Annotated in this window: 20 protein-coding genes; 11 read left to right on the plus strand and 9 right to left on the minus strand. The window is 66.0% G+C overall.

What is annotated here, in order from left to right:
• The first annotated feature begins 116 nt into the window (after positions 1–116).
• Together AC6I21_RS01575 and AC6I21_RS01580 are read left to right on the plus strand one after the other, a co-directional pair.
• Positions 117–1307 carry a sensor histidine kinase gene (locus AC6I21_RS01575; RefSeq protein WP_138175165.1) on the plus strand — a complete coding sequence of 397 codons (1191 nt, stop codon included), beginning with the start codon at positions 117–119 and terminating at the stop codon, positions 1305–1307.
• A 341-nt stretch (positions 1308–1648) separates the two neighbouring features.
• Complete coding sequence (locus AC6I21_RS01580; protein ID WP_138175163.1) at positions 1649–2269, plus strand: malonic semialdehyde reductase; 621 nt, start codon at positions 1649–1651, stop codon at positions 2267–2269.
• A 79-nt stretch (positions 2270–2348) separates the two neighbouring features.
• On the opposite strand, the gene AC6I21_RS01585 is transcribed toward AC6I21_RS01580, so the two are convergent.
• The gene (locus AC6I21_RS01585) at positions 2349–3542 is read right to left on the minus strand and encodes a hypothetical protein (RefSeq protein ID WP_138175161.1); all 1194 of its coding nucleotides are present in this window, start codon (positions 3540–3542) and stop codon (positions 2349–2351) included.
• Positions 3543–3904: 362 nt separating this feature from the next.
• Here AC6I21_RS01585 and AC6I21_RS01590 point away from each other — a divergent pair, with 362 nt between their 5' ends.
• Positions 3905–5182 (plus strand): NAD(P)/FAD-dependent oxidoreductase, encoded by a 1278-nt coding sequence (locus AC6I21_RS01590; RefSeq protein ID WP_138175159.1) that lies wholly within the window; start codon positions 3905–3907, stop codon positions 5180–5182.
• A gap of 152 nt (positions 5183–5334) precedes the next feature.
• Here the strand turns inward: AC6I21_RS01590 and AC6I21_RS01595 are convergent, their stop codons facing one another.
• Positions 5335–6183: an NAD(P)H-binding protein gene (locus AC6I21_RS01595; protein ID WP_171021148.1), complete on the minus strand. Its 849-nt coding sequence runs from the start codon at positions 6181–6183 to the stop codon at positions 5335–5337.
• Positions 6184–6336: 153 nt separating this feature from the next.
• Between AC6I21_RS01595 and AC6I21_RS01600 the strand changes: the two genes are divergently transcribed.
• Genes AC6I21_RS01600 through AC6I21_RS01610 form a run of 3 tightly spaced genes read left to right on the plus strand, consistent with a single transcriptional unit; the run spans position 6337 to position 9385 of the window.
• Positions 6337–6753, plus strand: a complete 417-nt coding sequence (locus AC6I21_RS01600; RefSeq protein ID WP_054821624.1) for a LexA family protein — start codon at positions 6337–6339, stop codon at positions 6751–6753.
• The gene (locus AC6I21_RS01605) at positions 6743–8068 is read left to right on the plus strand and encodes a Y-family DNA polymerase (RefSeq protein ID WP_138175155.1); all 1326 of its coding nucleotides are present in this window, start codon (positions 6743–6745) and stop codon (positions 8066–8068) included. The genes AC6I21_RS01600 and AC6I21_RS01605 overlap by 11 nt, the downstream gene beginning before the upstream one ends.
• A 48-nt stretch (positions 8069–8116) precedes the next feature.
• Entirely contained in the window at positions 8117–9385 is a 1269-nt protein-coding gene (locus AC6I21_RS01610) for a glycoside hydrolase family 3 N-terminal domain-containing protein (protein WP_138175152.1), read from the plus strand.
• Positions 9386–9479: 94 nt separating this feature from the next.
• Here the strand turns inward: AC6I21_RS01610 and AC6I21_RS01615 are convergent, their stop codons facing one another.
• The 5 genes from AC6I21_RS01615 to AC6I21_RS01635 all read right to left on the minus strand — a co-directional run bounded on the left by AC6I21_RS01615 (position 9480) and on the right by AC6I21_RS01635 (position 16377).
• Complete coding sequence (locus tag AC6I21_RS01615; RefSeq protein WP_138175150.1) at positions 9480–12812, minus strand: S8 family serine peptidase; 3333 nt, start codon at positions 12810–12812, stop codon at positions 9480–9482.
• Positions 12813–13182: 370 nt separating this feature from the next.
• The gene (locus tag AC6I21_RS01620) at positions 13183–13671 is read right to left on the minus strand and encodes an FBP domain-containing protein (protein WP_138175148.1); all 489 of its coding nucleotides are present in this window, start codon (positions 13669–13671) and stop codon (positions 13183–13185) included.
• Positions 13672–14081: 410 nt separating this feature from the next.
• A complete protein-coding gene (thiD, locus tag AC6I21_RS01625; protein WP_138175146.1) occupies positions 14082–14906 on the minus strand; it encodes a bifunctional hydroxymethylpyrimidine kinase/phosphomethylpyrimidine kinase in 825 nt (274 codons plus the stop codon).
• A 30-nt stretch (positions 14907–14936) separates the two neighbouring features.
• On the minus strand, positions 14937–15557 hold the full coding sequence (locus tag AC6I21_RS01630) for a hypothetical protein (protein WP_138175144.1): 621 nt from the start codon (positions 15555–15557) through the stop codon (positions 14937–14939).
• A gap of 109 nt (positions 15558–15666) precedes the next feature.
• Positions 15667–16377 carry a TetR/AcrR family transcriptional regulator gene (locus AC6I21_RS01635; RefSeq protein ID WP_138175142.1) on the minus strand — a complete coding sequence of 237 codons (711 nt, stop codon included), beginning with the start codon at positions 16375–16377 and terminating at the stop codon, positions 15667–15669.
• Between the two features lie 507 nt (positions 16378–16884).
• Here AC6I21_RS01635 and AC6I21_RS01640 point away from each other — a divergent pair.
• Genes AC6I21_RS01640 through AC6I21_RS01650 form a run of 3 tightly spaced genes read left to right on the plus strand, consistent with a single transcriptional unit; the run spans position 16885 to position 19916 of the window.
• Positions 16885–17601 carry a queuosine precursor transporter gene (locus tag AC6I21_RS01640; RefSeq protein WP_138175140.1) on the plus strand — a complete coding sequence of 239 codons (717 nt, stop codon included), beginning with the start codon at positions 16885–16887 and terminating at the stop codon, positions 17599–17601.
• A 58-nt stretch (positions 17602–17659) separates the two neighbouring features.
• Positions 17660–18346 (plus strand): ABC transporter ATP-binding protein, encoded by a 687-nt coding sequence (locus tag AC6I21_RS01645; RefSeq protein ID WP_138175138.1) that lies wholly within the window; start codon positions 17660–17662, stop codon positions 18344–18346.
• Between the two features lies 1 nt (position 18347).
• Positions 18348–19916 (plus strand): hypothetical protein, encoded by a 1569-nt coding sequence (locus tag AC6I21_RS01650; RefSeq protein ID WP_138175136.1) that lies wholly within the window; start codon positions 18348–18350, stop codon positions 19914–19916.
• A 22-nt stretch (positions 19917–19938) separates the two neighbouring features.
• Here AC6I21_RS01650 and tgt read toward each other — a convergent pair whose 3' ends face one another.
• The gene (tgt, locus tag AC6I21_RS01655) at positions 19939–21231 is read right to left on the minus strand and encodes a tRNA guanosine(34) transglycosylase Tgt (RefSeq protein WP_138175134.1); all 1293 of its coding nucleotides are present in this window, start codon (positions 21229–21231) and stop codon (positions 19939–19941) included.
• Positions 21232–21402: 171 nt separating this feature from the next.
• Here tgt and AC6I21_RS01660 point away from each other — a divergent pair, with 171 nt between their 5' ends.
• On the plus strand, positions 21403–22488 hold the full coding sequence (locus tag AC6I21_RS01660) for an FUSC family protein (protein WP_171021147.1): 1086 nt from the start codon (positions 21403–21405) through the stop codon (positions 22486–22488).
• 78 nt (positions 22489–22566) lie between these two features.
• Here AC6I21_RS01660 and AC6I21_RS01665 read toward each other — a convergent pair whose 3' ends face one another.
• Positions 22567–23106 (minus strand): NUDIX hydrolase family protein, encoded by a 540-nt coding sequence (locus AC6I21_RS01665; RefSeq protein ID WP_054821910.1) that lies wholly within the window; start codon positions 23104–23106, stop codon positions 22567–22569.
• Positions 23107–23305: 199 nt separating this feature from the next.
• On the opposite strand from AC6I21_RS01665, the gene AC6I21_RS01670 reads away from it, so the two are divergent.
• Positions 23306–24751 carry an MDR family MFS transporter gene (locus tag AC6I21_RS01670; RefSeq protein WP_138175130.1) on the plus strand — a complete coding sequence of 482 codons (1446 nt, stop codon included), beginning with the start codon at positions 23306–23308 and terminating at the stop codon, positions 24749–24751.
• Positions 24752–24843 lie beyond the last annotated feature (92 nt).

Genomic DNA, 24843 nt, shown 5'->3' on the forward strand with positions numbered 1-24843 from the left:
TGGCTTCGCCGGCCGGTTGGGCAACCGACTTCTCGAAGTGGGTCTGCAAGCGCTACGGAGTGTCTTGCTAATCAGCCTTTCGATGGCTTACCGCTTAGGCCCGGTTTAGAGTGCGCATGAGTTTACGAACAAAATTGCACCTAAGCCGGGTCTTCGGCGGTAGGAACCTGATTATTTGGCTCGGAATACTCGCTCTCGCAGCTGTAACGCTTACTGAGATTGTAACGCTGCTACAGAACGGCATCGGAAACAGTGATGGGCGAGTGATCCGAGCTGCTGGCTTTGCGGTCCTACTTATAATCATTCTTGCTCTGGCTTACAGGTTTGTGTGGGCTTCCCTTGGCGCCTACATTGCGATGTTGTTTTTTGCCTTTGGCAATGGGGAACAATTACTTCTTCTTGTTGCTTCACTCGGTATTTTTACCGCCTTGGTCGCAAGCGTTGATTCTGCGCTCGTCCGAAACATCTACCTGTCATTGTTAGTGGTTTGGATGTTGCAGTTTGCCATCCGTGCTCAAGATGACGCAATCACGCTAGTCGTACAAATTCCCGTAGTTATTCTTGCTTTTATGACCTCACGCAGCATCTTTGTGCTGCTCGAGAAGAACCAGCAGAGCGTGAAACAGATGGAGAGACTGCGGGAACGTACAGAGAACGCTATTCGTGATGAGCGAAAGAACATCGCGCGGGATTTGCATGACATTGTCGCCCACGACATCACTATCGTGGCGATGCAGTCCAAGGCCGCGAAGTTCGCAAACAATGACAATACTTCGCGTGAAGCGATCGACGTGATCTCTAAGCTCAGTTCGGAAACGCTGCACGATCTACGCTTAATGCTTAATGTTCTCCGTAGCGATGGAACCATGAGTGATATTGGGGCAGATCTCGACGGGAAGCCATCGGCAACTACTATCCAAGCCCTCCAGGGAGTAGCGGTTTTCTCCCAGCGTCTCAGAGACGCTGGGTTCGGCGTGCAGACTGACGTAGACGAAGAAGAAATTTCTGAATTGCCACGCTCGGCACATACTGCTCTCTATCGAGTGATGCAGGAAGCAACTACTAACATCATCAAGCACGCGGAGCCTGGCAGCCAGTGTTCCATTTCGCTCAAGCGCCGCGGAGACACTGCGGTGCTGCGCATGGTGAATCAAGTGATGACTAGCAAGAAGATCGCCACCAACGACGCATTGTGGGGTGGCAGTGGTCTCATTGGCATGGAAGACCGCATGCGGGCTTTCGGAGGCCAATTTGAGGCCGGAAAGCATGCTCACCAGTGGATTTTGGTCGCTGAGATCCCCTTCTGACCCACCCCCTCCTACTTAAGTACTATTTCGCTTCACAGAATGACGGGTTAAGTTAGATATGTATCGGTGAAGACCGATCACCGCGGAAGACGAATGACGGGGTTTTGCGAGTGGCTCCTGATTTTATCCGCAGTGATTAAAAGGTACGTTGCGTGTACTACGGAGTGTAACTTTCTCGGTGATGTGCCCCCATCGCATGCCGTGTCCGAGAGTACATGCAACGTACCTTTTATAACGTCCAAACGCATTCTGTATGTGCTTCCACTCACAATCGGTTGCACGGATCCCCAATGATGGCGAACTGTTGAGTTGTAAACGAATTCGCCCCTGAAGGAGACCCCGTGACCCAGCAGGCATATGCCACGGCCCACGACGCATACACCATCGATCCCGCAGCGATGGATCAGCTGTTTTTCGAAGCCCGCAGCGCTAATTCCTTCAGTGGCGAACCGGTATCCGACGAGACCCTCGAAGCCATTTACGATGCCATGAAGATGGGTCCGACGCTGATGAACAATCAGCCGCTGCGCATCAGTTGGATCAAGAGCGATGAAGCGCGCAACGCCATCGCCGCTACCATGTCCGGCTCAAATGCTGCCAAGGCGCTGGCGGCCCCGGCCCTGGCGGTGTTGTCCTTCGATCCGGAATGGCATGAACAGTTCCCCAAGTTCTTCCCGCACGCCCCGGAACGCAAGGCAATGTTCGAGGACGCCGAGTCCCGCGCCGCCGTGGGCAGCAGCAATGCCTGGCTGCAGGCGGGCTACTTCCTGATGGCCGTGCGCGCAGTAGGCCTGGCCGCCGGACCGATGGGTGGATTTGACCATGCAGCTGTGGACGCGGCCATTAACGAAGAAACGGGCCACAAGTCCTTCATGATCGTCAACGTCGGCAAGCCGGGCGCCAATGCCTGGATGGAGCGCCTGCCGCGCCATGAGGCGAAGTTCGCGGTGCGCAGCCTCTAGCAAGAAGTACAGGTGGGGCGCGGTCCATACTTGGACCGCGCCCCACCTGTATCAGACGTCCTGTTCGTGGGACTGTTTGCTAGCCCTGTTCTGGGGCCTCGGATTCGCCGCTGAGCAGCCGTTCGGATACCTTCTCCAGCGCGCGTTCCAGCGGGCCGCGAACGACTTCTGGCACCTCGATGAACTCGTCGATGACCACCAGGCCCTCGCGCTCGAAGCAGCGCAGCACGCGCTCAACTTCGGGGATGGTCGATTCCAGCTTGGGAATCAGGTGATGTTGTTCCTCGGGCAAGTCATCCTTGCCCGGTACTTGCAACGCGAACTCGGCACGCGGCTGGTTGGACGAAGCGGCATTGCTCAAGACGCCGGCCACCATCTCGGCCACCTCGCCTTGGCCGGGAACCGCCAGAGCATTGGTGAGCACGTTGGAGAAGATGACTTCGGCGACGAGCTCCTTGATCAGCCGGGCGCCTGGGCCGGTGGCGGCGTTCAGGGCGTCCCGCAGGCTCTCGGTGGGCACTGCGTTGGGCGCATCGTAACGCAGCATGGCCGTTCCAATCAGGGCATCCCAGTAGGCCGAAAGCCGTGGAATCTGGCCGAGGGAGGAAACTGCCGTTCCATCGGCCGGTTCCCAATCCTTTACCGGGTCCGTGGCGGCCTCATCAATCCGCACGTCCATGCCCAAGGCCGCGGCGGCCTGCTGCAGCTGATCGCCATGCAGCACGCCACTGGGGTCTGTCGGCTGACCCGCGCCAACCCACGCCACCAGCTCCCGCGCGGCGAAGACCAGCGGCAACTGCTCCAGTGCGGCGTTGGCCTCGTCGTCCTCCATGAAGGGCACGACGATGGGGGAGTCTCCGGCCATGCGGGAAAGGAACTCGAAGCTGGCCTTGAAGTCCTCGACGCTGCCGCCGAAGTGGGCGCTTTGACCCAGGAAGACCAGGTACTGCTTCAGCAGCCCGGCGCTGGCCTTGAGCACTTCCTCACCCAACGAGCGCAGGTGTCCGAGTTGCTCACCCAGGGCTGTGGAATCCAGGGTTGTCACATCGACTTCCTTGCGCAGCTGCGCATGCACGGTCAGCAGGGTGGTCAGCCCCTCCAGCGCGGCGCGGGTTTCGGCGGCAGACTCGTGTTGGAAGTGGCGGTACAGGGCCTGCTTGAAGGGCTGCAGGGCCTGGCGGACCTCGGTTTCGAAGGGTACCGAGCTCGCGCCGGGGCGGCGCGCGGGGTGGCCCTGGGCGGTCTTCTTCTTGTGCGGTTTGCGTGATGCCATGACGGGCGCGCGGTCCTTTGCGTAGGTTGGCAGTAAGAATCTGATTCCAGTCTACGCAGGCGGTTCTTAGCCCCGATGGGCTCCATCGGCGGGCTGGAATTCCAAAACGTGGAAAACATCAGCAAAACACCGGTATTCCGAGCAGAGGCAGCGAAAGCCCGTTGAGCGCCGCAAATATTGCGGTAGTTCCCAAGTTTTACTCCAAAAAATTCAGCGTAGTACAAAATGTGGTCTGGATCACCGTTGAATCTCCAGTTCGCGTTGCAATCGGGCGGCAAAACCGAGACAGTGAGTGCAAAGTTATTCCCTTGTGTCTGCAGGGGAAGCAAAAGATTTTCGTTGGTTTCCAAGGAGTGTGGATCATGGCCAAGGGTGCTGCCCCGGATCATGTAGTTATCGTCGGCGCGGGCTTCGTCGGCCTGTCGACCGCCTGGTACCTCCAGGAGCAGGGTGTGAAGGTCACGGTCGTAGACCGCGGCGGTGTCGCCTCCGGTGCATCCTGGGGCAATGCCGGCTGGCTGACCCCGGCCCTGACCCTGCCGATTGCAGAGCCCTCGGTCTTCACCAACGGGCTGAAGATGATGTTTGACCCGGCCTCGCCGCTGTACATCCCGCTGAAGGCCGACGCCAAGCTGATCCGCTTCCTGCTCGGCTTCGCCTGGCACAGCACCCCGAAGAAGTGGGAGCAGGCCATGCGGACCTTCTCCGAGATCGGCACCAGCGGCCTGGACGCCTTCGACGAGATTTCCGAATCCACCTCGGCCGGCCCGGGCGTGCAGGAAACCACCACTCCGGCCAACCCGTTCCTCACCGGCTTCCGCACCATGGCGGACCGCGACGGGCTGCTGCACGAATTCGAGATGATCCACAAGACCGGTGGCAACGTGGAGTACGACCTGCTGACGGGCGATGAGCTGCGCGGCATCGAGCCGACCCTGTCGGAGAACGTCGTGGCCGGCATTGCCATCAAGAACCAGCGCTTCCTGAACCCGCCGAAGTACATGGCTTCGCTGGCGGAGTCCGTTCAGGCCCGCGGCGGTGACATCATCGGCTCGTTCAACGTCACCGATGTGCGGGACAACGGCGGCTCGGTGACCGTTATCGGTTCCGAGGGCCGCGCAATCACCGCGGATCACGTGGTCATGGCCACCGGCGCCTGGATGAACGACCTGACCAAGAAGTTCGGCGTGAACGTCGTCGTGCAGGCAGGCCGCGGCTACTCCTTCACGGTCAAGCCGGAGCACATGCCGACCCACCCGATTTACTTCCCGGCACAGCGCGTGGCCTGCACCCCGCTGGGGGACCGCTTCCGCATCGCCGGCACCATGGAGTTCCGCGACGCCAACCACAAGCTCGAGCCCAAGCGCATCGAGGCAATTGTGGCGGCCGCGAAGCCGGTCTACACCGGCATCAACTGGGAGAACCGCCAGGAGGAATGGGTTGGCGGGCGTCCCTGCACCGCCGATGGCCTCCCGCTGATCGGGCAGACCAACTCCTCGCGCGTTTCGGTCGGTGGCGGACACGGCATGTGGGGCGTGGCCCTGGGGCCGCTGACCGGCAAGATCCTGGCCTCGCAGATCACCGGCCAGTCGGTGCCCGCAGTGGCCCGTCACTTCAACCCGTTGCGCAAGGGCTTCTAAGACCAGTAATCGGTCGAAGACCAACACGCATTCTGCCTCGCGGCCGGAGCCTCACCTTGGGGGATCCGGCCGCGAGGCCGTTTAAGAGCCCGGCCCCGAGGTTCGGGCCGCCCCGGAACGCCGGGGCCGGGAACCTTCAAGGTGTTGCGCGGTCAGTGGTGCCGGCGACCGGAGCCGCGCAGGATGGCCCGGTACCCTTCCCGGTAATTCGGGAAGGTCGGCTCCCAGCCGGTGGCGCGCAAGCGTGCGTTGCTCAGCCGGCGGTCGGCCCCACTGCCGGGGGCCTCCTCGCTGGCGGGTGGCGGCGTGGTGCCCAATAGGCCGGCCAGGTGCTCGTAGACCTCGGCCAGCTGCGCCGGCTCGTTGTCGGTGGCCAGGTAGAGCTCGTCGATATCGGAGCCAAAGTGCGCCAGGTGCACCACTGCCTTGGCCAGATCGTCGCGGTGGACCCGGTTGGTCCACTGCGAGCTTCGCGGCAGGCGGGCCTTGCCCTCGCGCAGGGAGTCAATCAGCCGGGTGCGCCCCGGTCCGTAGATGCCCGAGGCGCGCAGGATCGTGACCGGCAGGGCTGAATCCAGCAGGTAGTCCTCGGTGCAGGCCAGGACCTTGGCCGTTTCCCGCCGCGGCTCCTTGGGGTGTTGCTCGGTGACCCACTGCCCGTCGTTGCCGGCGTTCACCGCCGTGGAGGAAATGTAGAACAGCCTGCGCAGCGCGGGGGCCTGTTGCTGCAGGGCGGTGACCAGGTGCCGGGCCGCCTGCAGATAGCTGTGCTCGTAGCCTGCGGCGTCGCGGCTGGCCGGGACCGGGGTGAACAGCGCGACCTCGGTGTCCGGGTCGATTGGCGGCAGCTGCCCGCTGGCCACATCCACCTGCTGCCCGTGAAAGGTTGGCGGCAGCTTCTGCGGATTGCGCCGCCAGGCGGTGACATGGGCTCCGCGGGCCTGGAAGCGGAAACCGGCCTCCGTGCCCACGTCCCCGCAGCTGATCAGTAGTACCTTCACGAATGCGGCTCTCTTCCCCCGGGTGCAATCTTGGCAGGTGCGCCGGCCGACGGCCGTGGTGCGCAAATCCTGCCTGCTTACAGCATAGACACTGCGGCGTGTTTCCTTGCTAGAATCACAGTGTTCGAATATGTGTACGAAAAGTGGTGGGCGATGGCTGCGAAGGATCCGCTGGTCCCCGAGGCCAGCAGCAGCGGGCCGGTCGGCGCGGTGCAGGCCATGGGGTTCCCCTCACCGGCGCGCGATTACTTCGACGGCGGGCTGGACCTGAACCGGCTGCTGATTACCGACCGCGTCTCCACATTCATCATGCGGGTCGCCGGAGGGGCGATGGTCTCCGCAGGGATCCATGACGGGGATGAAATCATCGTGGACCGCTCCCGCTCGGTCCAGCACGGCAGCGTGGTGGTGCTGAGCCTCAATGAGCAGATGCTGGTGCGCCGCTGGCAGGTGGAGCGGGGCCGGGTCGGGCTGCTCAGCGACGAGTCGGCCCAGCCGCAGTGGCTGGGTGAGCATGACGAGGTCGAGGTATTCGGCGTCGTGACCAGGTGCCTGCATTATGTCCGCTGACCCATCCGCACAGGCCGGCGAGCACATCGCCCTGGTGGACGTGAACAACTTCTACGTTTCCTGCGAACGGGTTTTTGATCCCACCCTGCGCAACCGGCCGGTGGTGGTGCTGTCCAACAACGACGGGTGCGTGGTGGCCCGCTCCGCCGAGGCCAAGGCCCTGGGCATCACCACCGGCCAACCCTACTTCCAGGTCCGCGACCTGCAGCGCAGCCACGGGCTGGCGGTGCGCTCGAGCAACTACGAACTGTACGGGGACCTCTCGGCCCGGGTCATGGAGGTGCTGGCCCGCTTCGGAACCTGGCAGGAGGTGTATTCCATCGACGAGTCCTTCCTGGGGCTGACCGGGTCCCTGCAGCAGGTGCAGCGCACGGCCGCGCAGATTAGGGCGGCCCTGCAGCGTTCGGTGGGGGTGCCGGTCTGCGTGGGGGTGGCCGCCACCAAGACGCTGGCCAAGTTCGCCAACCATGTGGCGAAGAAGAACCCCGGACTGCAGGGGGTCTGCGTGGAGCAGTTGATGGACCCGGAGGTGGTGGCGCGGATCAAGTCCCTGGTGCCGGTCACCGAGGTGTGGGGTGTGGGACGCAAAACCGGCAGGAAACTGGCCGGGATGGGCATCGTGAGCATCGCCGACCTGGCGGGCGCGGACCCGCAGCTGATCCGCAAGAGGTTCTCCGTCGTGCTGCAGCGCACCGTTTTTGAACTGGGCGGCACCCGCTGCATCGGCCCGGTGGAGGAGCGTGCCGACAAGGGGCAGGTGATGTTCACCCGTTCCTTCGCCCACCCGGTGACCAGCCGGGAGCAGATGCGCGAGGTGATGAGCTTCTACGCCCAAAAGGCCGCGGCGCGCCTGGCGCGGGAGGGGCGCTACGCCGCACTGCTGACGGTGATGGCCGGAACCAGCCGCTTTGCCGCAGGCCCGGCCTCCTTCCCCTCCACCCAGGTGCGCCTGCCGCAGGCGACACGGGACCCGATCCTGATTACCCGGCTGGCGGTGCAGGCGATGGAGGGGCTGATGGAGCCCGGCACGGAGTATGTGCGTGGCGGGGTGATCCTCTCCGGGCTGAGCGACCAGCCCGAGGCCACCCAGCTGGACCTGCAGTGGCAGGACGCGGCACCGGCACCGCAGGGCGCCGGGGACAGCGGGGAAACACTGAGCCAGATGGTGCAACAGGTGACCGAGCGTTTTGGCAGCAAGGCGATCGGGCTGGGACGCAGCGGACTGGCCGGGGACCCGGACTGGGCGATGCGCCGCGAGCACATGTCCCCGCGCTTCACCACGAACTGGGATGAGCTGCCCACGGTCCGGGCCTGAATCCGGTTGCCGCGCGGCGGGGGCCCGGCGGGGTGCCACAATGAGAGCATGAGGTTTCCCCGGCGTGCACCACAGTCCCTGGCCCTGTCCTGCGTCCTGGCGTTGGCGCTGAGCGGATGTTCCGGCGGGGCCCCGCAGCCCGACCCCGCCCCGACCCCGGCCCCCGGCTCTTCCAGCCCCGCCCCCAGCGGCAGTGCCTCCGCACCGGCGTCCCCCACGGCGTCGCAGAGCCCCACCGCCTCCCCGACGCCCACCGCCTCCCCGCAGGATCCGGAGGCGCAGCGGGCCAGTGAACTGGTGCGGGACCTGGAGGTGCAGCAGCAGGCCGGACTGCTGGTGATGGCCGGGGTGCCGGCCACCGGTGCCACGCAGCAGGAACTGGACCAGCTGGCGGACGCGGGGATTGCCAGCGTGTTCCTGCGCGGGCGCTCGCAGTTGTCGCTGCAGCAGACCGCCGGCCAGGTGAAGCAGATCCGCAAGGCCGTGGCACCGAACGTGCCCGGCCAGCTGGAGCCGTGGATCGCCACCGACCAGGAGGGCGGTTCGGTGCGGGTGCTGCAGGGCTCGGGCTTCACCAACCTGCCCAGCGCGCTGACCCAGGGCGGCTGGTCGGCCAAGCGTCTGGCCCAGTCCACCGGGCAGCTGGGCCGGCAGCTCAGTGAGGCCGGGGTGAACGTGAACCTGGCGCCGGTGGCCGACACGGTTCCCAAATCGCTGGGGGCCGGCAACGCCCCCATCGGGCAGTGGCAGCGGAATTTCGGTTACGACCCGGACACCGTGTGGGATGCGGTGGGCGAAGTGAACCAGGCGCTGGATGATGCCGGGGTGCAGCCGGTGATCAAGCACTTCCCGGGCCTGGGAAGGGTGAAGGGCAACACCGACACCACCGAACGCGTGGTGGACACCGTCACCGACGCCCAGGACCCATACCTGCAGCCCTTCGTGCGCGGCATTGAACAGGACCTGGCCTGGGTGATGATCTCCAACGCCAGCTACTCCAAGCTCGACGCCAAGAACCCGGCCCCGTTCTCCCGGGCGATCATCGATGAGCTGCTGCGCGACCAGCTGGGCTATGAGGGCCTGGTGATCTCCGATGACCTGTGCGACGCAGCGGCCGTGTCCGAGACCGCGCTGGGGCAGCGGGCGGTGAAGTTCATTGCCGCCGGCGGCACCTTGGCCCTGTGCGTGCAGGCCGATGAGGCGGTGCAGATGGTGCAGGCGATTGCTGCCCGCGCTGCCAAGGACGGGGCCTTCGCCGACACCGTGCGCCAGGCGGCCACCCTGGTGGTCACCGAGCACCTGCGGGCGCAGGAGTAAGTGCAAGAGCCCCGGTCGTGCCCCCAGCATCTGCTGGGAGCACGACCGGGGCTCGGTACCTCAGGACGGAACAAGTCCTGCCGGATCGTGCCGGCTAGTTCTTGTGGTGTCCCGACTTGTGTCCGTCGACCACGGTGAGCACCTCGGCGCGATCACCATCGTTCTGCGGCTTGTGCTTGTTCTTCTTCTCACCGAGCTTTCCGGTGCCGTTGTGCAGGTGCAGCAGCAGCGCCTTGGACTCCTTCTTCACGTTCTCGACGCTGACCGGGATGTGGTTGCCCTTCAGGTCGGTGAACAGGGTGCCGGTGGCGCCGAAGTCCAGCTGCGGGCTGGCGACGTTGAAGTCGATCCACTTCGTGGTGTCCACCGGAACCAGGGCGCCCTGGTCATCCGTGTGGTACCAGGAGTAGGACTGCACGCGGTAGGAGATCTTGCTGCTGGACTCATCCAGGCCCAGCGAGCTGAGGGCCACCGGCAGGATCGCCACGTTCGTGTCGAAGGTGTTGGTGTCCACGTCTCCCAGCACGCCGTTCAGCGGCTGCAGGTCAACCTGGGCCCCGGTCTTCGAATCGAAGGTCGCCACCAGGTCCAGGTCGATGTCATCGAGCTGGGTGGTGAACGAGACGTAGTCGGCCTTGCCGTCCCCGTTGGTGTCGAATTCGACGTCCAGTTCGGTGGCGCCGGCCAGGTTCGCCCAGTTGTCCCAGGTGGAGATGCCGATGTTCAGCAGCCCATCGGCCACCCCGGTGCGCGGTGCAGTGGTGGAGGCGCCCACGTACTGCAGGTCCATGGCGCTGGCCACGGGGATCGACTCCAGGCGCTTGCCCTCACGCTTGCTGGTGGCGCCCAGTTCGAACGCGCCCAGCAGGCTGGTCACCTGGCCCTCACCCTTGCCCAGGGCCAGATCCTGGCCCTTGAGCTTGATGCTGGTCTGGTTCTGCCCCTTCTTCAGCTTCTTGACCTGCCCGCTCATCTCGGCAGTGGGCTTCGGCGCGGCCTGGACCGGCACCCGCAGGGTGGGGGCCTTGGAGCTGCTCAGTTCCACGCGCCCGGTCACGTCGCTGACCCAGGCCCGGGCCAGGCCGGACTGGGTGCGCTCCATGGTCGGGTCCATGGTCTTGGAGAACTTGCGTGGGTCGATGCGCAGGGTCACGTTGACCTTGGCGCTCTTGCCCGGCGCCACCCGTACCAAGGAACGGTCCAGGCTGTAGCTGGCACCCGGGATCTCGGTCGAGGGCACGTACTTCAGCTTGTAGTCCACGCTCTTCTTGCTGGTGTTCTTCACCGTGATCGAACGGGTGGCGGAGAACTTCTTCTTCGCGTCCAGTTCAATGACCCCGAATACCACGGAGGTCAGGTCCGGGTTCTTGGTGTCGAAGGCGTAGGCCGGGGAGGAGATTGCAGCATCGGCCATCACCCGTCCGGCGCCCACGCGGTTCGGCCCGTAGGCCTTGCCGTTGGCGGCCAGCACGTCGGCGGCGGCGGTGTTCATGATCAGGCTCTTGGCCTGCTCCGGGCTGTAGTTTTTGCCTTCCAGCACCAGGGCGGCCACACCGGCGACCATTGGGGTGGCCATCGAGGTGCCGGACTTGACGGACGGACGGTTTCCTGTGCCTACGGCCACGGAGCCGATCTGCGTTCCGGGGGCCGCCACGTCCGGCTTCACCACGCCGTTGGAGCCGTGCACCCCGCGCGAGGAGGAGGAGTTCAAGGTGTCCTTCGCCCCGGAATCCCCGGAGGTGGCCCCGATCAGATCGGGGGACAGGGTGACCTTCAGGGTTCCGGCCTCGGCCGCCGGGCGCAGCTTCTTGGAGTTGTCCAGGGTCAGCTGGGCGCCGGGGATGGTGGCGTTGCCGGCGATCCCGGCATCAAACAGGTTCGTTTCCGAATCCAGCAGCACCCCGGTGGCGCCCCCGGCTTCGGCGTTGTTGAAGCGGGCGGCGGAGCCACAGGGGAACTGCCCGTCTTCGCTCCACTGCAGCCACACCCACTTGCCCTTGAGCGAATCGGCCGCAAAGGGCTCACAGCCAAAGGCGTTGGAGGACGGGGCCATGACCACTTCACCGCTGAGCTTGGCAGGATCGGCGGAGGTGTAGTTGAAGTTCGAGGAGTACTGTCCGGCGACGGTGCCGGCCACATCGGCCGGGGCATCGACCTGGATGCCGTCCAGGGAAACCTGCGAGCCCACGGTGTTGGCCACCGTCAGGGAGCTGCGTGAGTTGCCCGGCGAACCGCCGATGTCGGTAACGTCCCCGGCGTTGCCGCTGGCGACGACCGAGAGGATCCCGGCCTTGCTCAGCGCGTCAACGATGTCGTTTTCCGGGTCCTGCGTGGGGGAGCGGTCCGAACCCAGGGACATGTTCACCACGTCGGCGCGGTCGGAGAAGTCCCCGTCGCCGTTCGGGTCCAGCACGTAGTCCAGGGCCTGGCCCACCACGGCGGAGGAACCGGAGCAGCCAAAGACGCGGATGCCGATCAGCTGGGATTCCGGCGCCGTGCCCGGACCGACGCGCATCGTGGAGACCTCCTTGGCGGTGAGCTTGGAGTAGTCCCCGCTGAAGGTGGTGCCATCGGCGTTCACGCCGTAGCCCGAGGAGCTGCCGGCCACGTGGGAACCGTGCCCTGCGCTCTGGCAGTCCAGCGGGTTCGGGTCGGGGCGCGGCACCGGCTGGTAGTCCGCAGCCTTCGGGTCGGCATTGTAGTCATCGCCCACCAGGTCCCAGCCGCCAATGAACTTCTCGGGATCCAGCAGGCCGGAGTCGGCCGAAGGCAGTTCGTGGGAGGCCTGGGCCTGCTTGTATCCCTCCAAGGTCCCCGGACCGCCGAATCCGGCGTGGGTGTAGTCCACGCCGGTGTCCAGCACGGCGATCTTCACGCCCTCGCCGGTCTTGCCCAGCGCCTTCCAGCTTTCCAGCGCGCCGGTGTCAATGACGGCGCCGCGGTTGGTTGGATGCTTGGGAACGATGGCGCTGATCTTGGCAACGTCCGGGCTTTCAGCCAGTTCGCGCAGCTGTTCGGCATCGCCCTTCAGTGCCACGCCGCGCAACGTGTTTGCCGTGGTGTACAGGACTTCGGACTTTGATTCCTTGGCCAGCGCCTTGCCGCGCTTTTCGACCTCGGAACGGATCTGCTTGACCCGCTTGGTGTTCTTCTTGCGGGTCTTGACCTCCACTTCCTCGAAGGCGCCGGCGCCTTCGAGCTGAACGTATACCGATACTTCACCGCTGGCCTTGGCCAGCGGCCCGGAGACCTTCAGGTCCTCCAGGGTTGAATTGTGCTTGCCGCCAAGCGACTGTGCTGCCTCACCGTCGGCAGGTCGCGGCACCGGGGCCGCCATGGTGGGTGAGGATATGGTGACTGCCAACGCCAAGGCGGTGGCCGACGCCATGACCGTACGGGCAAGGCCCGATGGGCGCCGAGTGATCATGATTCTCCTAGCTGGGCTGGAAAGCGGAATCATCCTGCGCGAGTATCGGCTCCCGGCAGAAGCACCCCATTGCCCCAAGATCAGTCGCCGCTAGGCTTTCTTGACGTCCGCTCGTGCGTCAAGATCCCACCGTTATCTTATGTGACCATGACCACATTTCAAGCGTTTATTGAATAGTAATCTTCGGAGCTTCGCATTTTCACTACCCAGCGGGCGATAGCGGGAGGAAAAATGCCGCGAGATTCCCGGCCCGGAGGCGGTTCGCAGCTCGCGCGGCGTTCGTGGGAAGTATGACGCCATCTGACGTCCGCCCCCGGCCGGGGGCGGAGATCAGCTGGCGTTGTTGGTGCTGTGGGGTGCGGGCGCCGGGCTACACCCGGTTGATCAGTGCCTGCAGCCGTTCGCCCATTTCAATGATGCGTTCGGCCACGACCGCCGCGGGGTCCGGGTTGATTGCGTTCTTCGGCGGCAGTACACGGATGTTCTGCGGGCATTGGAAGTCCGAGCAAATCAGCGTGCCCAGGCTGTTGCCGTTGCGTCCGCTGGCGCCCGAACGCCGGGCGTTCCACATGGTGACAGGGTTGGGGGCGTTGACGTCACGGCAAATCTCGCACATGATCGCGCGCTTGACCTTCGGGGTGGTGTCCGGCGCGCGCAGCAGCAGTGCGCGGGTCGTGCCGTCCGGGCCCGTGGCGACCAGGTAGGCGCGCTGCGGCATTTTAGGATCGCGCCAGCCCAGGAAATCATGTTGCTCCCACTGCAGGGTGGGGAAGCTTTCCGGAAGGGTGAGTTTGCGGGCTTCGGAGCGGGAGGCGTTGATGAAGCTGGAGCGGATGGTGGATTCGGTAATGGGCTGCATGAGGATGTCCTGGCGTAGGTGGGTGCGGACAAGGCGCACCGGCGGGTAGGGAAGCTAGGCCCTGCAACGAACATCGGGAACGCGAAACGGCGGCAGCGCGCACGGCGCACTGCCCGAGGTGGCGTTAACCCCGTCCGCCGGCAGGGGCGAACGGGCGGGGAATCCTCAAGCCCATGTGGGCCACACCCCTTTCCCGTGCCAGGCACGTATCGCAGTCAGCAGACAAGTCATCGGCGGCTCCGGCAAGGGCGGAACCAGAATGAGCCCTGCGGCGCCAACAGCGGCACACGACTCACTTTTTAGGGTAACAGCCAACGAACGCCGAGGATCTCACATTCCCGGGGGGAGATGCGCCACAAGGGGGCAGTATCGCAATATTGCCCCCTTGTGGAATCCTGCGTGGCTGGAGCCTAGCGACGTCCGCCCTGCCAGAGGGCATCGAACGGGGTGGCGCCCGAGACGCGGTGGCGGATGCCCTCGGTCACGAACTCCTTGGCGGTGCGGGCCGCCTCCAGTGGGGAGGCGCCCTTGGCCAGCTCAGCGGTCACGGCGGCAGCCAGGGAGCAGCCGGCGCCGGAGACGGCAACATCACCAATCTTCTTGGCGCGCAGCACCTCCAGGGTGGTGCCGTCGTAGAAAACGTCGATCGCGTCCTCACCGGCAATGCGGACCCCGCCCTTGGCCAGCACCGCGGCGCCGGAGGCCTCGTGGATCTTCTTGGCGGCGGCGATCAGGTCTTCCTCCGAGGAGATCGAGATCCCCGACAGCTGCTCGGCCTCGAAGTGGTTCGGGGTGACGAAGGTGGCCAGCGGCAGGAGGTTCGCCTTCAGGGCCTGGTCGGTGTCCAAGGCGTGGCCCGGCTCCTGGCCCTTGCAGATCAGCACCGGGTCGAGCACGACGTTCTTCCACGCCTGCTTCTTCAGGGCGTTGGCCACGGTGTCGATCGTGGTCGGCGAACCCATCATGCCCAGCTTGACGGTGTCCAGGCTCTCGGCGTAGCAGGCCTGCACGGCCTCGAGCTGGTCGGCGATCACCTGGGCATCGACCGGCACGAAGCGGTGGTTCCAGTTGTCCTTCGGGTCAAAGGAGACGATGCAGGTCAGTGCGATGATGCCGTAGGTGTTCAGTTCCTGAAAGGTCTTCAGGTCGGCCTGCGCCCCGGCGCCGCCGGTCGCTTCGGAACCGGCGATGGTCAGGGTGATGGCAGGGCGTTCAGCAGTGCTCGTAGAAGTCATAGTTCAAGTGTAGGGAATCGGCGGGGGTGCTCAGTTCGATTCACGGGACATGACACTGATCTGTGTGGCCTTGGACCAGCCGGGCGCCAGCGGGTTGGCGTGCTGCTCCTCGGCGACCAGCAGCATCCAGCTCATCCCGTGCTGAAATGCCGAGCCGGCGAAGTTGGCCAGTACGGCCCTTCGGGCCAGGTCCGGTTGGGAGGGCGAGTACAGGTCCGGGTCGGAGAGCAGCGCGAAGTTCGAACCCAGGTGCATCCGCCCGCGGGCGACGGGGCGGTCAAAGTCGGTGACCTCCACGACGTCGTAGTTATCCATCGGTGCTTCAAAAATGGTGGAGGTATCGGGCAGCTTGACGACCTGCTCGACATCTTCGGGCTTCCCGGCCAGCAGGACGAGCGTGGCGGTGTGCTGCCAACCCTGCTGCGAAAGTTCGGTCGCGGCCTGGTCATTGCGGGCGCCGAGCAGCATCAGCCGGGTCGCGTCGGAAGGGGCCTTCCAGGAGCCCTGGGGCCAGTAGCGCAGCAGCTCCACATCATTGCCGTCCTCGGAGACCGAGCGGACTTCCTCCGGGGAGGGCACCGAGGGAATGCGGTCCCGCAGCAGGGCATAGCTGTTCGTCCATTCCGGAAGCTGTCGGGCTGCGGCGTTCATGCGGGACTCCTCTGGTGGTCAGGGCCTGGGATTCGTACTTTCGACTTTACGCCCATTTGCCGCCCCGTCCAGATCAGTGTGACCAAACCCGGGCCGGGAACCCGGTGCGTCAGGAGGCCAGGTTTCCGGCGGCAGGACGCCCGGGGTGGGTGCCCTGGGGTTCCTCGGCATCCCGGGCTGCGGAATCATCCAGCAGCCCCAGCAGGTCATCGAACAGGGAGCGCACCACCGGCAGCCGGGAGAGAACCGCGAACTTCGCGGCAAGGGGCGCCGCATTGCGCATTAACCGGCGGGAGCGGCGTTGGTTTGCAGTGCTGTCATAGGCCCAGAGGAAGAACAGCATCCGGGAGAGCAGCAGCAAGAAACGCGGCAGGTCCCGGCGGATTCCCAGGGGCGGCAGGGGTCGGGCCTGCTCGACCACCTGCTGCCACATCTTCAGCTCGGTCTCCCGGCCCGGCGCGCCGGTGGGCTCCGCCTCGCCGAGCAGCACCTTTAGAAAAGTGGGGCCAAAGCCGTGGTACGGCTGCAGTACGCCGACCGAGATATCCAGTGCGCTGCGGATATTGCTTTCCAACGTGTTGCCCTCTGTCAGGACCTGCTGGCAACGCTCGAACTGTTCCTGGCGCAGGCGCAGCAGCAGCTGCCCGACAATCTGTTCCTTGGACTCGAAGTAGTAGTACGCGTGCGACAGCGACACACCGGCCCGCTGGGCGATGACGCGCATGCTCGCCTCCCGGTAGCCGAGCTCGGCAAAGGCCTCCAGGGCGGTCTGCAACAGTTCGGCCCTGGTGTTGCGGCCCTTGCGGGTGGCTGGCTGCACGGCGGCGATTCTCCTTCAAGGCCCGGCGATCAGGGTCCCGGGCTCTATTCTACGGACTTTTGAACGCGTTCAAAAATAACGGTTCGGAAACGACGGATCCAGGCCTGAATCAACTGAAGCCCCCTGTTCCTACCGGATGTTGATCGAAGAACACCAGATGGAAATGGGTTTGGGAGCCTACCCGTATCCACTGTGACGCAGCTGACTTTTGACCCGACAGGCTGCAGGCGGCCCAAAGTGCTGTGGTTCTTCGAATGGGGCTGGCTGATCGGCGGGAACCCGAAGGGGCAACAAGCGCCGGGCAGGCCGCTGGGCCCAGCGCCATCCAAGGGGCCGAAGCGTGGGATAATGGTGGGGCAAGTGCTAATACAGCGGGGTCCGGTCGGCCCCACTTCCGGGGCGGATCGCCCCACCCCTCCAGACGGAAACCGCAGCCGGTTTCCCGCGGGCGGCGAAGTGGGAAGGCAGGCAGGACCCTGGCGAACCACTTCTAATGAGGAAAATTTCATGGGCGCATCAAACGCCAACTCCCTGACCGAACATCGCTCCAAGGCCATTTTCGCGGCCACCGGCAGCCCCTATTTCTCCACCGTCCTGGCCCTGATGGCCACCGTGGTCATCCTTTCGAACATCGGCGCCTCCAAGGGCGTGGCGTTCGGGCCGATCATCACCGACGGCGGGTTCTTCCTGTTCCCCATCGCCTACATCCTGGGCGATGTGATCTCGGAGGTGTACGGGTTCAAGGCCGCACGCCGCTCCATCCTGGTCACCTTCGCCCTGGCCATCTTCGCGGTGGTGTGCTTCTGGATCATGATTGCCCTGCCGTCGGCCGACTTCTATGACGGACAGCAGGCCCTGGAGCGCACCCTGGGCCCGGTGTGGCAGATCGTGCTCGCCTCCGTGCTGGGCTTCCTGACGGGGCAGATGGCCAATGCCTGGGTGCTGGTCAAGCTGAAGGAACGCTTTGGCGAACGTGGACTGATCGGCCGCCTGATTGGATCCAGCGGGGTTGGTGAATTCCTGGACACCCTGATCTTCTGCTCCATCGCCGCCTCGGTGATCGGCATCGCCGATGCCGCCAGCTTCATCAACTACGTGGTGGTCGGCTTCGTGTACAAGACCGGGGTGGAGATCATCTTCGTTCCCCTCACTTCCCTGGTGATCCGCTGGTTCAAGCGACGCGAGCCCGGGTACCGGGACGCTGGCCTGCAGGGCCAGGGCTAGGACGAAATCCTCCACGCGGAGGATGCCTCTGCCACCGCGGGGCCGATAGCCTCGAAAGATGAGCGAAGCGGCCCCCACCATCGGCATTCAGGGCCTGGTCGCCGGTTACGGCGCCCAGGCCCTGTGCGCACCCCTGGACCTGCAGCTGCACCCCGGGCAGGGGGTTGGCATCATCGGGGTCAACGGCAGCGGGAAGTCCACGGTGCTGCGCGCCATCTTTGACCTGCAGGCGCCGCTGGAGGGCAGCGTGCGTTTCGGGGACGAACCGATGAACGCGGCCGCGCTGGACTACCGGCGCAAACTGGCCCTGCTGGTGGAGGACGCCGCCTTCCTTGACGAGCTGAGCGTGGCCGAACACCTGGACCTGGTCGCGCGCGGACACCAGGTCCGGGACCCGGAACAGGCCGTGGCCCGGGAGCTGGACTTCTTCGGCCTGCAGCCGGTGGCCGCGCATCTGCCCCACGAGCTCTCCTCCGGTCAGCGGCGCAAGCTGATGCTCGCCGCCGCCCTGATCCGGCCGGCGGACTACCTGGTGCTTGATGAACCCGAACAGCGCCTGGATCCCCAGTCCAAGGCCCGGCTGGCCGAGCGGCTCAGAGACCGCCGCGAGCAGGGGGCCGGGCTGGTGCTGGTCAGCCACGATGCCGGCTTCATCGGGCAGTGCACCGCTCGCGTGCTGCTGCTGGACCAGGGGCAGTGGAGGGAACTGACAAGCGCGCAGGCGGTGAACTGGCTTGCCCGCTAGCATGCGCTATCCGCAACCGGCCGCCAACGCACCGGGCCTGGATCCGCGCGCGGTACTGCGCCAGGCGCGGCGGGCGCGCAGCCGGGCAGAGAAGTTCGACGCCTTTTCCGACACCTACATGTGGATCCTGCTGGTGGGTTTCGGGTTGGCCTATGCCTTTGGTTTCCTGCGGGCCTGGCTGGGGGCGCTGCTGGGCGAGTTCGCCGCGCCGGTGCCGTTGCCGAGCGCGGTGCTGCCCCTGGGACCGGTGCTGCTGGTCGCGGTCCTGGTGATCCCGGCCCTGGTGGCGCGCCTGCTGCTGCATCTGGGGCCGGCCGCGGTCAGTGCCGCCCAGGCGGTGTGGTGGCTTTCGCTGCCCATTGACCTTCGGGGGCTGCACGCCGCGGCGTTGCGCCGCGCCCGTTGGATTGGGGCGCTGGGCAGTGTGGCCGCCGGGGTGCTGTGGTTCGCCCTGTGCTGTGCGGTGATGCCGGCCCCCACCCTGGTGCTGGCCGCTGCCGCGCTGGGAGCTGCGGTCCTGGCCGGGGTGCTGGTGGCGAACCTGGCGGTCATCGCCCAGGCCCGCGGCGCCACCAACCGGCTGCGCCGGGCCGGCACGATGCTGTTGTGGTCGGTGATGCTGGCGTCACTGGCCGGGTGGGGGCTGGCGGTGGCCGGGATCCTGCCCGATGTGGAGGGCTGGATGCGGGACTGGGCCTGGCAGGGGAGGAGCTTCCTCGTGCTCGTCCTGGTTCTGCTGGTGCTGGTGCTGCTCACCCACGGCCCGGCCGGGCGTGCGGTGCGCGGCATTCCGCCACGGGTGCTGCGCGCTGCCGGGCAGCGGCAGCAGGTGGTGTCCGCGGCGCTGGGCGTGATGAACCCGGGAGCCGCGTTCGTGCAGGCCCCGGCCATTCGCGGGCCGCGTCCGCGGCGCCAGAAACGGGGCGCGCGGCTGCCGGTGCTGCAGCAGGTGCTGCTGACCCGGGTGTGGCGCCGACGCCTGGCCGTGCCGCCACTGGGGATGGGTCTGGCGCTGGCGGCGGTGCTGCTGCTGGTGCGTTCGGCGGCGAACCCGATGACGCTGGCGGTTGGGTTGCTGCCGCTGCTGGTGCTGCTGATGCTGGCCGCGGCCAGCGCGGTGGAACCGCTCCTGGCCTCGGCGGCGCTGCGCCGGATGCTGGCGGCGGACCGCACCCAGGTGGTGCGCGCGGCGGCGTGGCTGATCCTGCCCGCGGCCCTGCTGGCGACCTGCCTGGCGGTGGGCGTTGCCGCCTGGTTGTTCGTGCTGCCCTCCTGGACGGCGGCACTGGCCGGGGTGCTGCTGGCCAGCGGCGGGGTGTTCGCCGGAGCGGTGCAGCGGGCCGGGCGCGGGCACCAGAACTTCTCAGGCCAACTGCTGGCGGCCGGCACCAGTACCGAGGGGTTCGCAGCGGTGGGGTATTCCCTGTCCGGGGTGCTTCCGGTGTTGGCCGGGGCCGCACCGCTGCTGGCGGTGCTGCTGGGCACCACCGATGTGCCCTGGGTGCTGTGGGCCGTGGGCGCACTGGCCTGCGGGGGCGCCCTGGCGGCGCTGCGCGAGAAGGCAGCCTGAGCTTCCTCCGGCCGTTAGGCCGTTAGGCCGGCTGGCCCTGCGGGTCGGGTTTGCCGGCGTAGTACTTGGCCATGACCTCGTCCTTGAACTCGAAGAACGTGCCCTGTTCGATCGCTTGGCGGGCGGATTCAACCAGGTTCACGGTGAAGTGCTCATTGTGGATCGAGATCAGCGTGTGGCTGAGCAGCTCCTTGGCCTTGTACAGGTGGTGGATGTAGGCCCGGGTGAAGTGCTGGCAGGCGTAGCAGGTGCAGCCGTCGACCAGCGGGGTGAAGTCGCGCTTGTAGCGGGCGCCGGAGAGGTTGAAGCGGCCGTGCGGCGTGTAGAACGCCGAGTTGCGCGCCACCCGGGTGGGGGAAACGCAGTCGAAGGTGTCGGCCCCGTTTTCGATGGCGGTGAAGATGTCATCCGGTTCGGAGATCCCCAGCAGGTGCCGCGGCTTGTCCTCGGGCAGTTCCTGCGCGCACCATCCCACGATGGTGCCCAGGTTTTCCTTCTCCAGGGCCCCGCCGATGCCGAACCCGTCAAAGGCCATTGCCCCCAGGTCCCGGCAGGCCTTGCGGCGCAGGTCTTCGTACTGGGCGCCCTGGATGACCCCGAACAGGGCCTGGTAGGGCTTGGTGCTGCGCTCGTCGGTGAGCCGGAAATGTTCGGCGATGCAGCGTTCGGCCCAGCGCCGGGTGCGCTCCAGAGACTCGACCTGGTAGCCGCGCGAGTTCTGCAAGGTGGTCAGCTCGTCAAAGGCGAACATGATGTCCGCCCCGATCTGGTGCTGCACGCCCATGGAGATTTCCGGGGAGAAGCGGTGCATGGTCCCGTCCAGGTGGGATTTGAACCAGACCCCGTCCTCGTCCACGTTGGCCATGCGCTCCTTGCCGGGGGCCACCGCATCATCCGGGCCGGACTGGTCCACCGACTTCATGTCGATGACCTTCTTGAACCCCGACCCCAGGCTCATCACCTGGAAGCCCCCGGAGTCGGTGAAGGTCGGGCCCTGCCAGCCCATGAACGAGCCCAGTCCGCCGGCGGCGTCCAGGATGTCCGCCCCGGGCTGCAGGTACAGGTGGTAGGCGTTGGCCAGCACCGCCTGGGCGCCCAGCTCCTGGACCTGCACCGGGGTTAGTGCCTTGACCGTGGCCTTGGTGCCCACCGCGATGAACGCGGGAGTCTTGATCTGCCCGTGCGGGGTGGTGATGGTTCCGGTGCGCCCGGGCAGGGTGTTGCCCTCGCCGTCCGTCAGCCGGGTGCCGACCTGGAAGGAGAACTCGGCTTGCTGGGGGTGGGCGGCGGCGGGATCAAAAGTTGTTTCTGGCACCTATCTAGTGTGCCGCATGCGCGCACCCGTGAGGAAAACGACAGGTGGCGGCGTGGAACAAACTAGGCAATGCGCGGTGCAGCGGACAAGAATGGACAGCGGAAGGCCGCGGGCCGCCGGAAAGCGGTGGGGCCGTGGGCGCAGGTGGTGTCGTTGGGCAAGGGAGGCAGCGTGGGTTTGGAGCAGCCGGGACTGCGTGGAGCATTGAAGTCGCTGGTGACGCTGGGCCCTGCCCGCAATGACCACTGGATCGGGTTGCGCACCGCGCTGGGAATCTTCCTGCCGCTGCTGGTGCTGATGCTCGTGGACCGGCTGGATCTGATGGTGTTCGTGGTCTTCGGCGCGTTCACCGGCGTCTACGGCCGAGTGGACGGGTACTGGAACCGGCTGCGCATGCAGGTGCGCTCGGGGCTGCTGTTCTTCGCGGTCATCACCCTGGCGCTGGCGGCGTCCACCTGGTGGGTGGCCCACGATGACCCGGAACTGAAGTCCTGGCAGATCGTGGGGGCGACCACGCTGGTGGCCGGGATCTGCTCGGTGCTCGCTGGGCTGCTGCGGTTGCGTCCGGCCGGTTCCCTGTTCCACATTTTCGCGTTTGCCGCGATTGCCTCCATCCCGCAGCCGGTGCCGTTTGCCGATGCGTTGATCGCCACCGGGGCCACCATGGCCCTGGCCGTGGGGATCGGGGCGGCCGGGGCGGTGGGCCAGTGGGCGAACGTCTGGCAGCGCACGAAGTTGCCGCCGTTGTCGGACAACGTGAAGAAGGCGATCTGGTGGGAGGGACTCTTCCACATCCTGACCGCCGGTGCGGCCGGGGCGCTGGCCAACATCGTGGGCAGCCAGCTGGCGGCCGGGCACAACTACTGGGCGATGGTCGCCGCGGTGGTGCCGTTGGCCGGGCACACCACCCGGCTGCGGGTGCGCCGCGGCATCCACCGTGTGCTGGGCACCTTGGTGGGCATGATCCTGATGGCCGCGCTGATTCTGATCAACCCGCCGCTGTGGGTGCTGGTCGGCTGCATTGGTCTGTTCCAGTTCATGACCGAGGTGCTGGTGATGCGCAACTACTTCTTCGCGCAGATCTTCGTCACCCCGCTGGCCCTGGTGGGGGTCACGCTGGTGACCGGGTTGTCCACGGCCGTGATGTATGACCGGATTGTGGAGACCGTGATCGGCTCGCTGGTGGGCATCATTGGCGTGCTCGCCGGCAGCGCCTTCGGGCGGATGCTGCTGCGTCGCCGCGCTGAGCAGGCATAGCCGCCGGCGCTTCGGTGCCGGCACCGCCGCAGGACGGGGGTCCGGTGCGGCGGCGCGGGCGGTGGATTGGCGGTCGGGTTAGACGTTGATGCCCACGTGGGCCATGGCCTGGCGCAGGATGTTTTCCCGTCCGCCCACGAACTCGGACTGGATCTGGCTGCTCAGCGCCTCGGCGGGTGACAGCCAGCTCAGTTCCAGGGCGTCCTTGCGCGGGGTTGACTCCCCGCGCACCGGCACGATGTAGCACATGGCCACCGCGTGCTGGCGGTCATCGGTCAACCCGGTCTCGCTGGGGGCCGGGAAGTATTCGGCGACCGTGAACGGCACCGGGCTGGCCGGCAGCTGCGGCAGCACCAGGGTGCCCAGGTCCTTCTCAATGTGGCGGATCAGCGCGGCCCGGATGGTCTCGCGGTACATGACCCGCCCGGAGACGAAGGTGCGGCGCATGCGCCCGTCCCCGTCCCCGGTGAGCATCAGGCCCACCTCGTTGACGTAGCCCAGCGGGTCCAGCCGGACGGGGATCGCCTCCACGTACAGCATGGGCAGGCGTTGGCGGGCCTCGTAAAGATCCTCTTCACTCAGCCATCCCGGATAGGGGTCAGGTGTGCGCACGTTCATACTTCCCATCTTCTCCCACAGCCGGGCGAATGGAACAGAAGCTGACCCGGTGTTGCGCAACTCACTGGCGAAGGTACCCTCCGGGGGTAGTCAGCAGCCGCGCAGGGCGGTAAACTTGTTGGGATTCTTCAATCACTTGCGGCGCGATGTCGGGCCCGCCCTTTCAACCACGCGACCATCCACTCGAGCGGGGACCAAGATGACCAATGCCACCGAGCGCCTGAGCGCCAAAAACTTCACCACCATTGCGGTGCTGATCGTCTCGACTTTCGTGGTCATCCTCAACGAGACGATCATGAACGTTGCCCTTCCCGTGCTGATGGGTGAATTCCAGGTCACCGCCGACACGATCCAATGGCTGACCACCATCTTCATGCTCACCATGGCGGTGGTCATCCCCACCACCGGGTTCCTGCTGCAAAAGCTGAGCACCCGGCAGGCCTTCGTGCTGGCCATGGGCCTGTTCACCCTGGGCACCGCGCTGGCGGCGCTGGCCCCGGGCTTCTCGGTGCTGCTGGGGGCCCGCATCATCCAGGCCTCCGGCACCGCGATCATGATGCCGCTGCTGATGACCACCATCCTGGACCTGGTGCCCCCGGAGCGCCGCGGCGTGCTGATGGGCAACGTGTCCATCGTGATCTCGGTGGCCCCGGCGGTCGGGCCGACCCTGTCCGGGCTGATCCTGCAGTACCTGTCCTGGCGGTTCATGTTCATCGTCATCATCCCGGTGGCGGTGCTGGCCCTGCTGATCGGCACCCCACGGCTGGATGCCACCGCCCAGAGCTCCAAGACCCCGCTGTCGGTGCCCTCCCTGCTGTTGGCCTTGCCGGGCTTCGGCGGCCTGGTGTACGGGCTGAGCCGGCTCTCGGCCGCGGGGCTGAACGCCGTGAACGCCACCGTGCTGGTAGTGGCGGTGCTCTGCCTGGTGACCTTCACCCTGCTGCAGGCCCGCCTGCAGCAACGCGATGCTGCGCTGCTGGATCTGCGTTCGTTCACCTACCGGCCCTTCACGCTTTCGCTGCTGCTGATGGTCTTTGCCATGGTGGCCCTGTTCGGGGTCATCATCCTGCTGCCGATGTTCTTCACCTCGGTGCTGGGCCTGGACACGCTGGCCACCGGCCTGATCATGCTGCCCGGCGGGCTGTTGATGGGTCTGCTGGCCCCGTTCGTGGGCCGGCTGTTCGACAAGGTCGGTGCCCGGCCGCTGCTGGTGCCCGGCGGGGTGATCCTGACCGCGGTGCTGCTGGGCTACGCGCTGGTGCTCGATGCCCAGACCCCGGTCTGGCTGCTGGTGGTGATGCACCTGGTGATGAGCCTGGGCATGGCGCTGATCTTCACCCCGGCGTTCACCACCGCGCTGAACCCGCTGCCGCACCACCTGCATTCGCATGGTTCGGCGGTGCTCTCCACGCTGCAGCAGCTGGGCGGGGCCATGGGCACCGCCCTGGTGGTGGGCGTGGTCGCCGCCACCACCGGTGCGCGCGCCGCCGCCGGCGTGGATGAGCTGGATGCGACCATCCAGGGCTTCTCCGCCGGTTTCAGCGTCGGGGTGGTCTGCGGCATCGGCGTCATCGTCATCGGGTTCCTGCTGGGCGGCAGGCAGCAGGCGCCGGTTGCCGAGGAGGGCGCCCTGTCCACCCACTAGCCAAGCGCGTGGATCCTACTGAGCAGGCCGCATCCGGGATTTGCCCGGATGCGGCCTCTTCAATTTCCGCCGGTCCCGAACTAGGCTGAAGT

It is taken from the genome of Glutamicibacter sp. St.4D3, assembly GCF_059728615.1.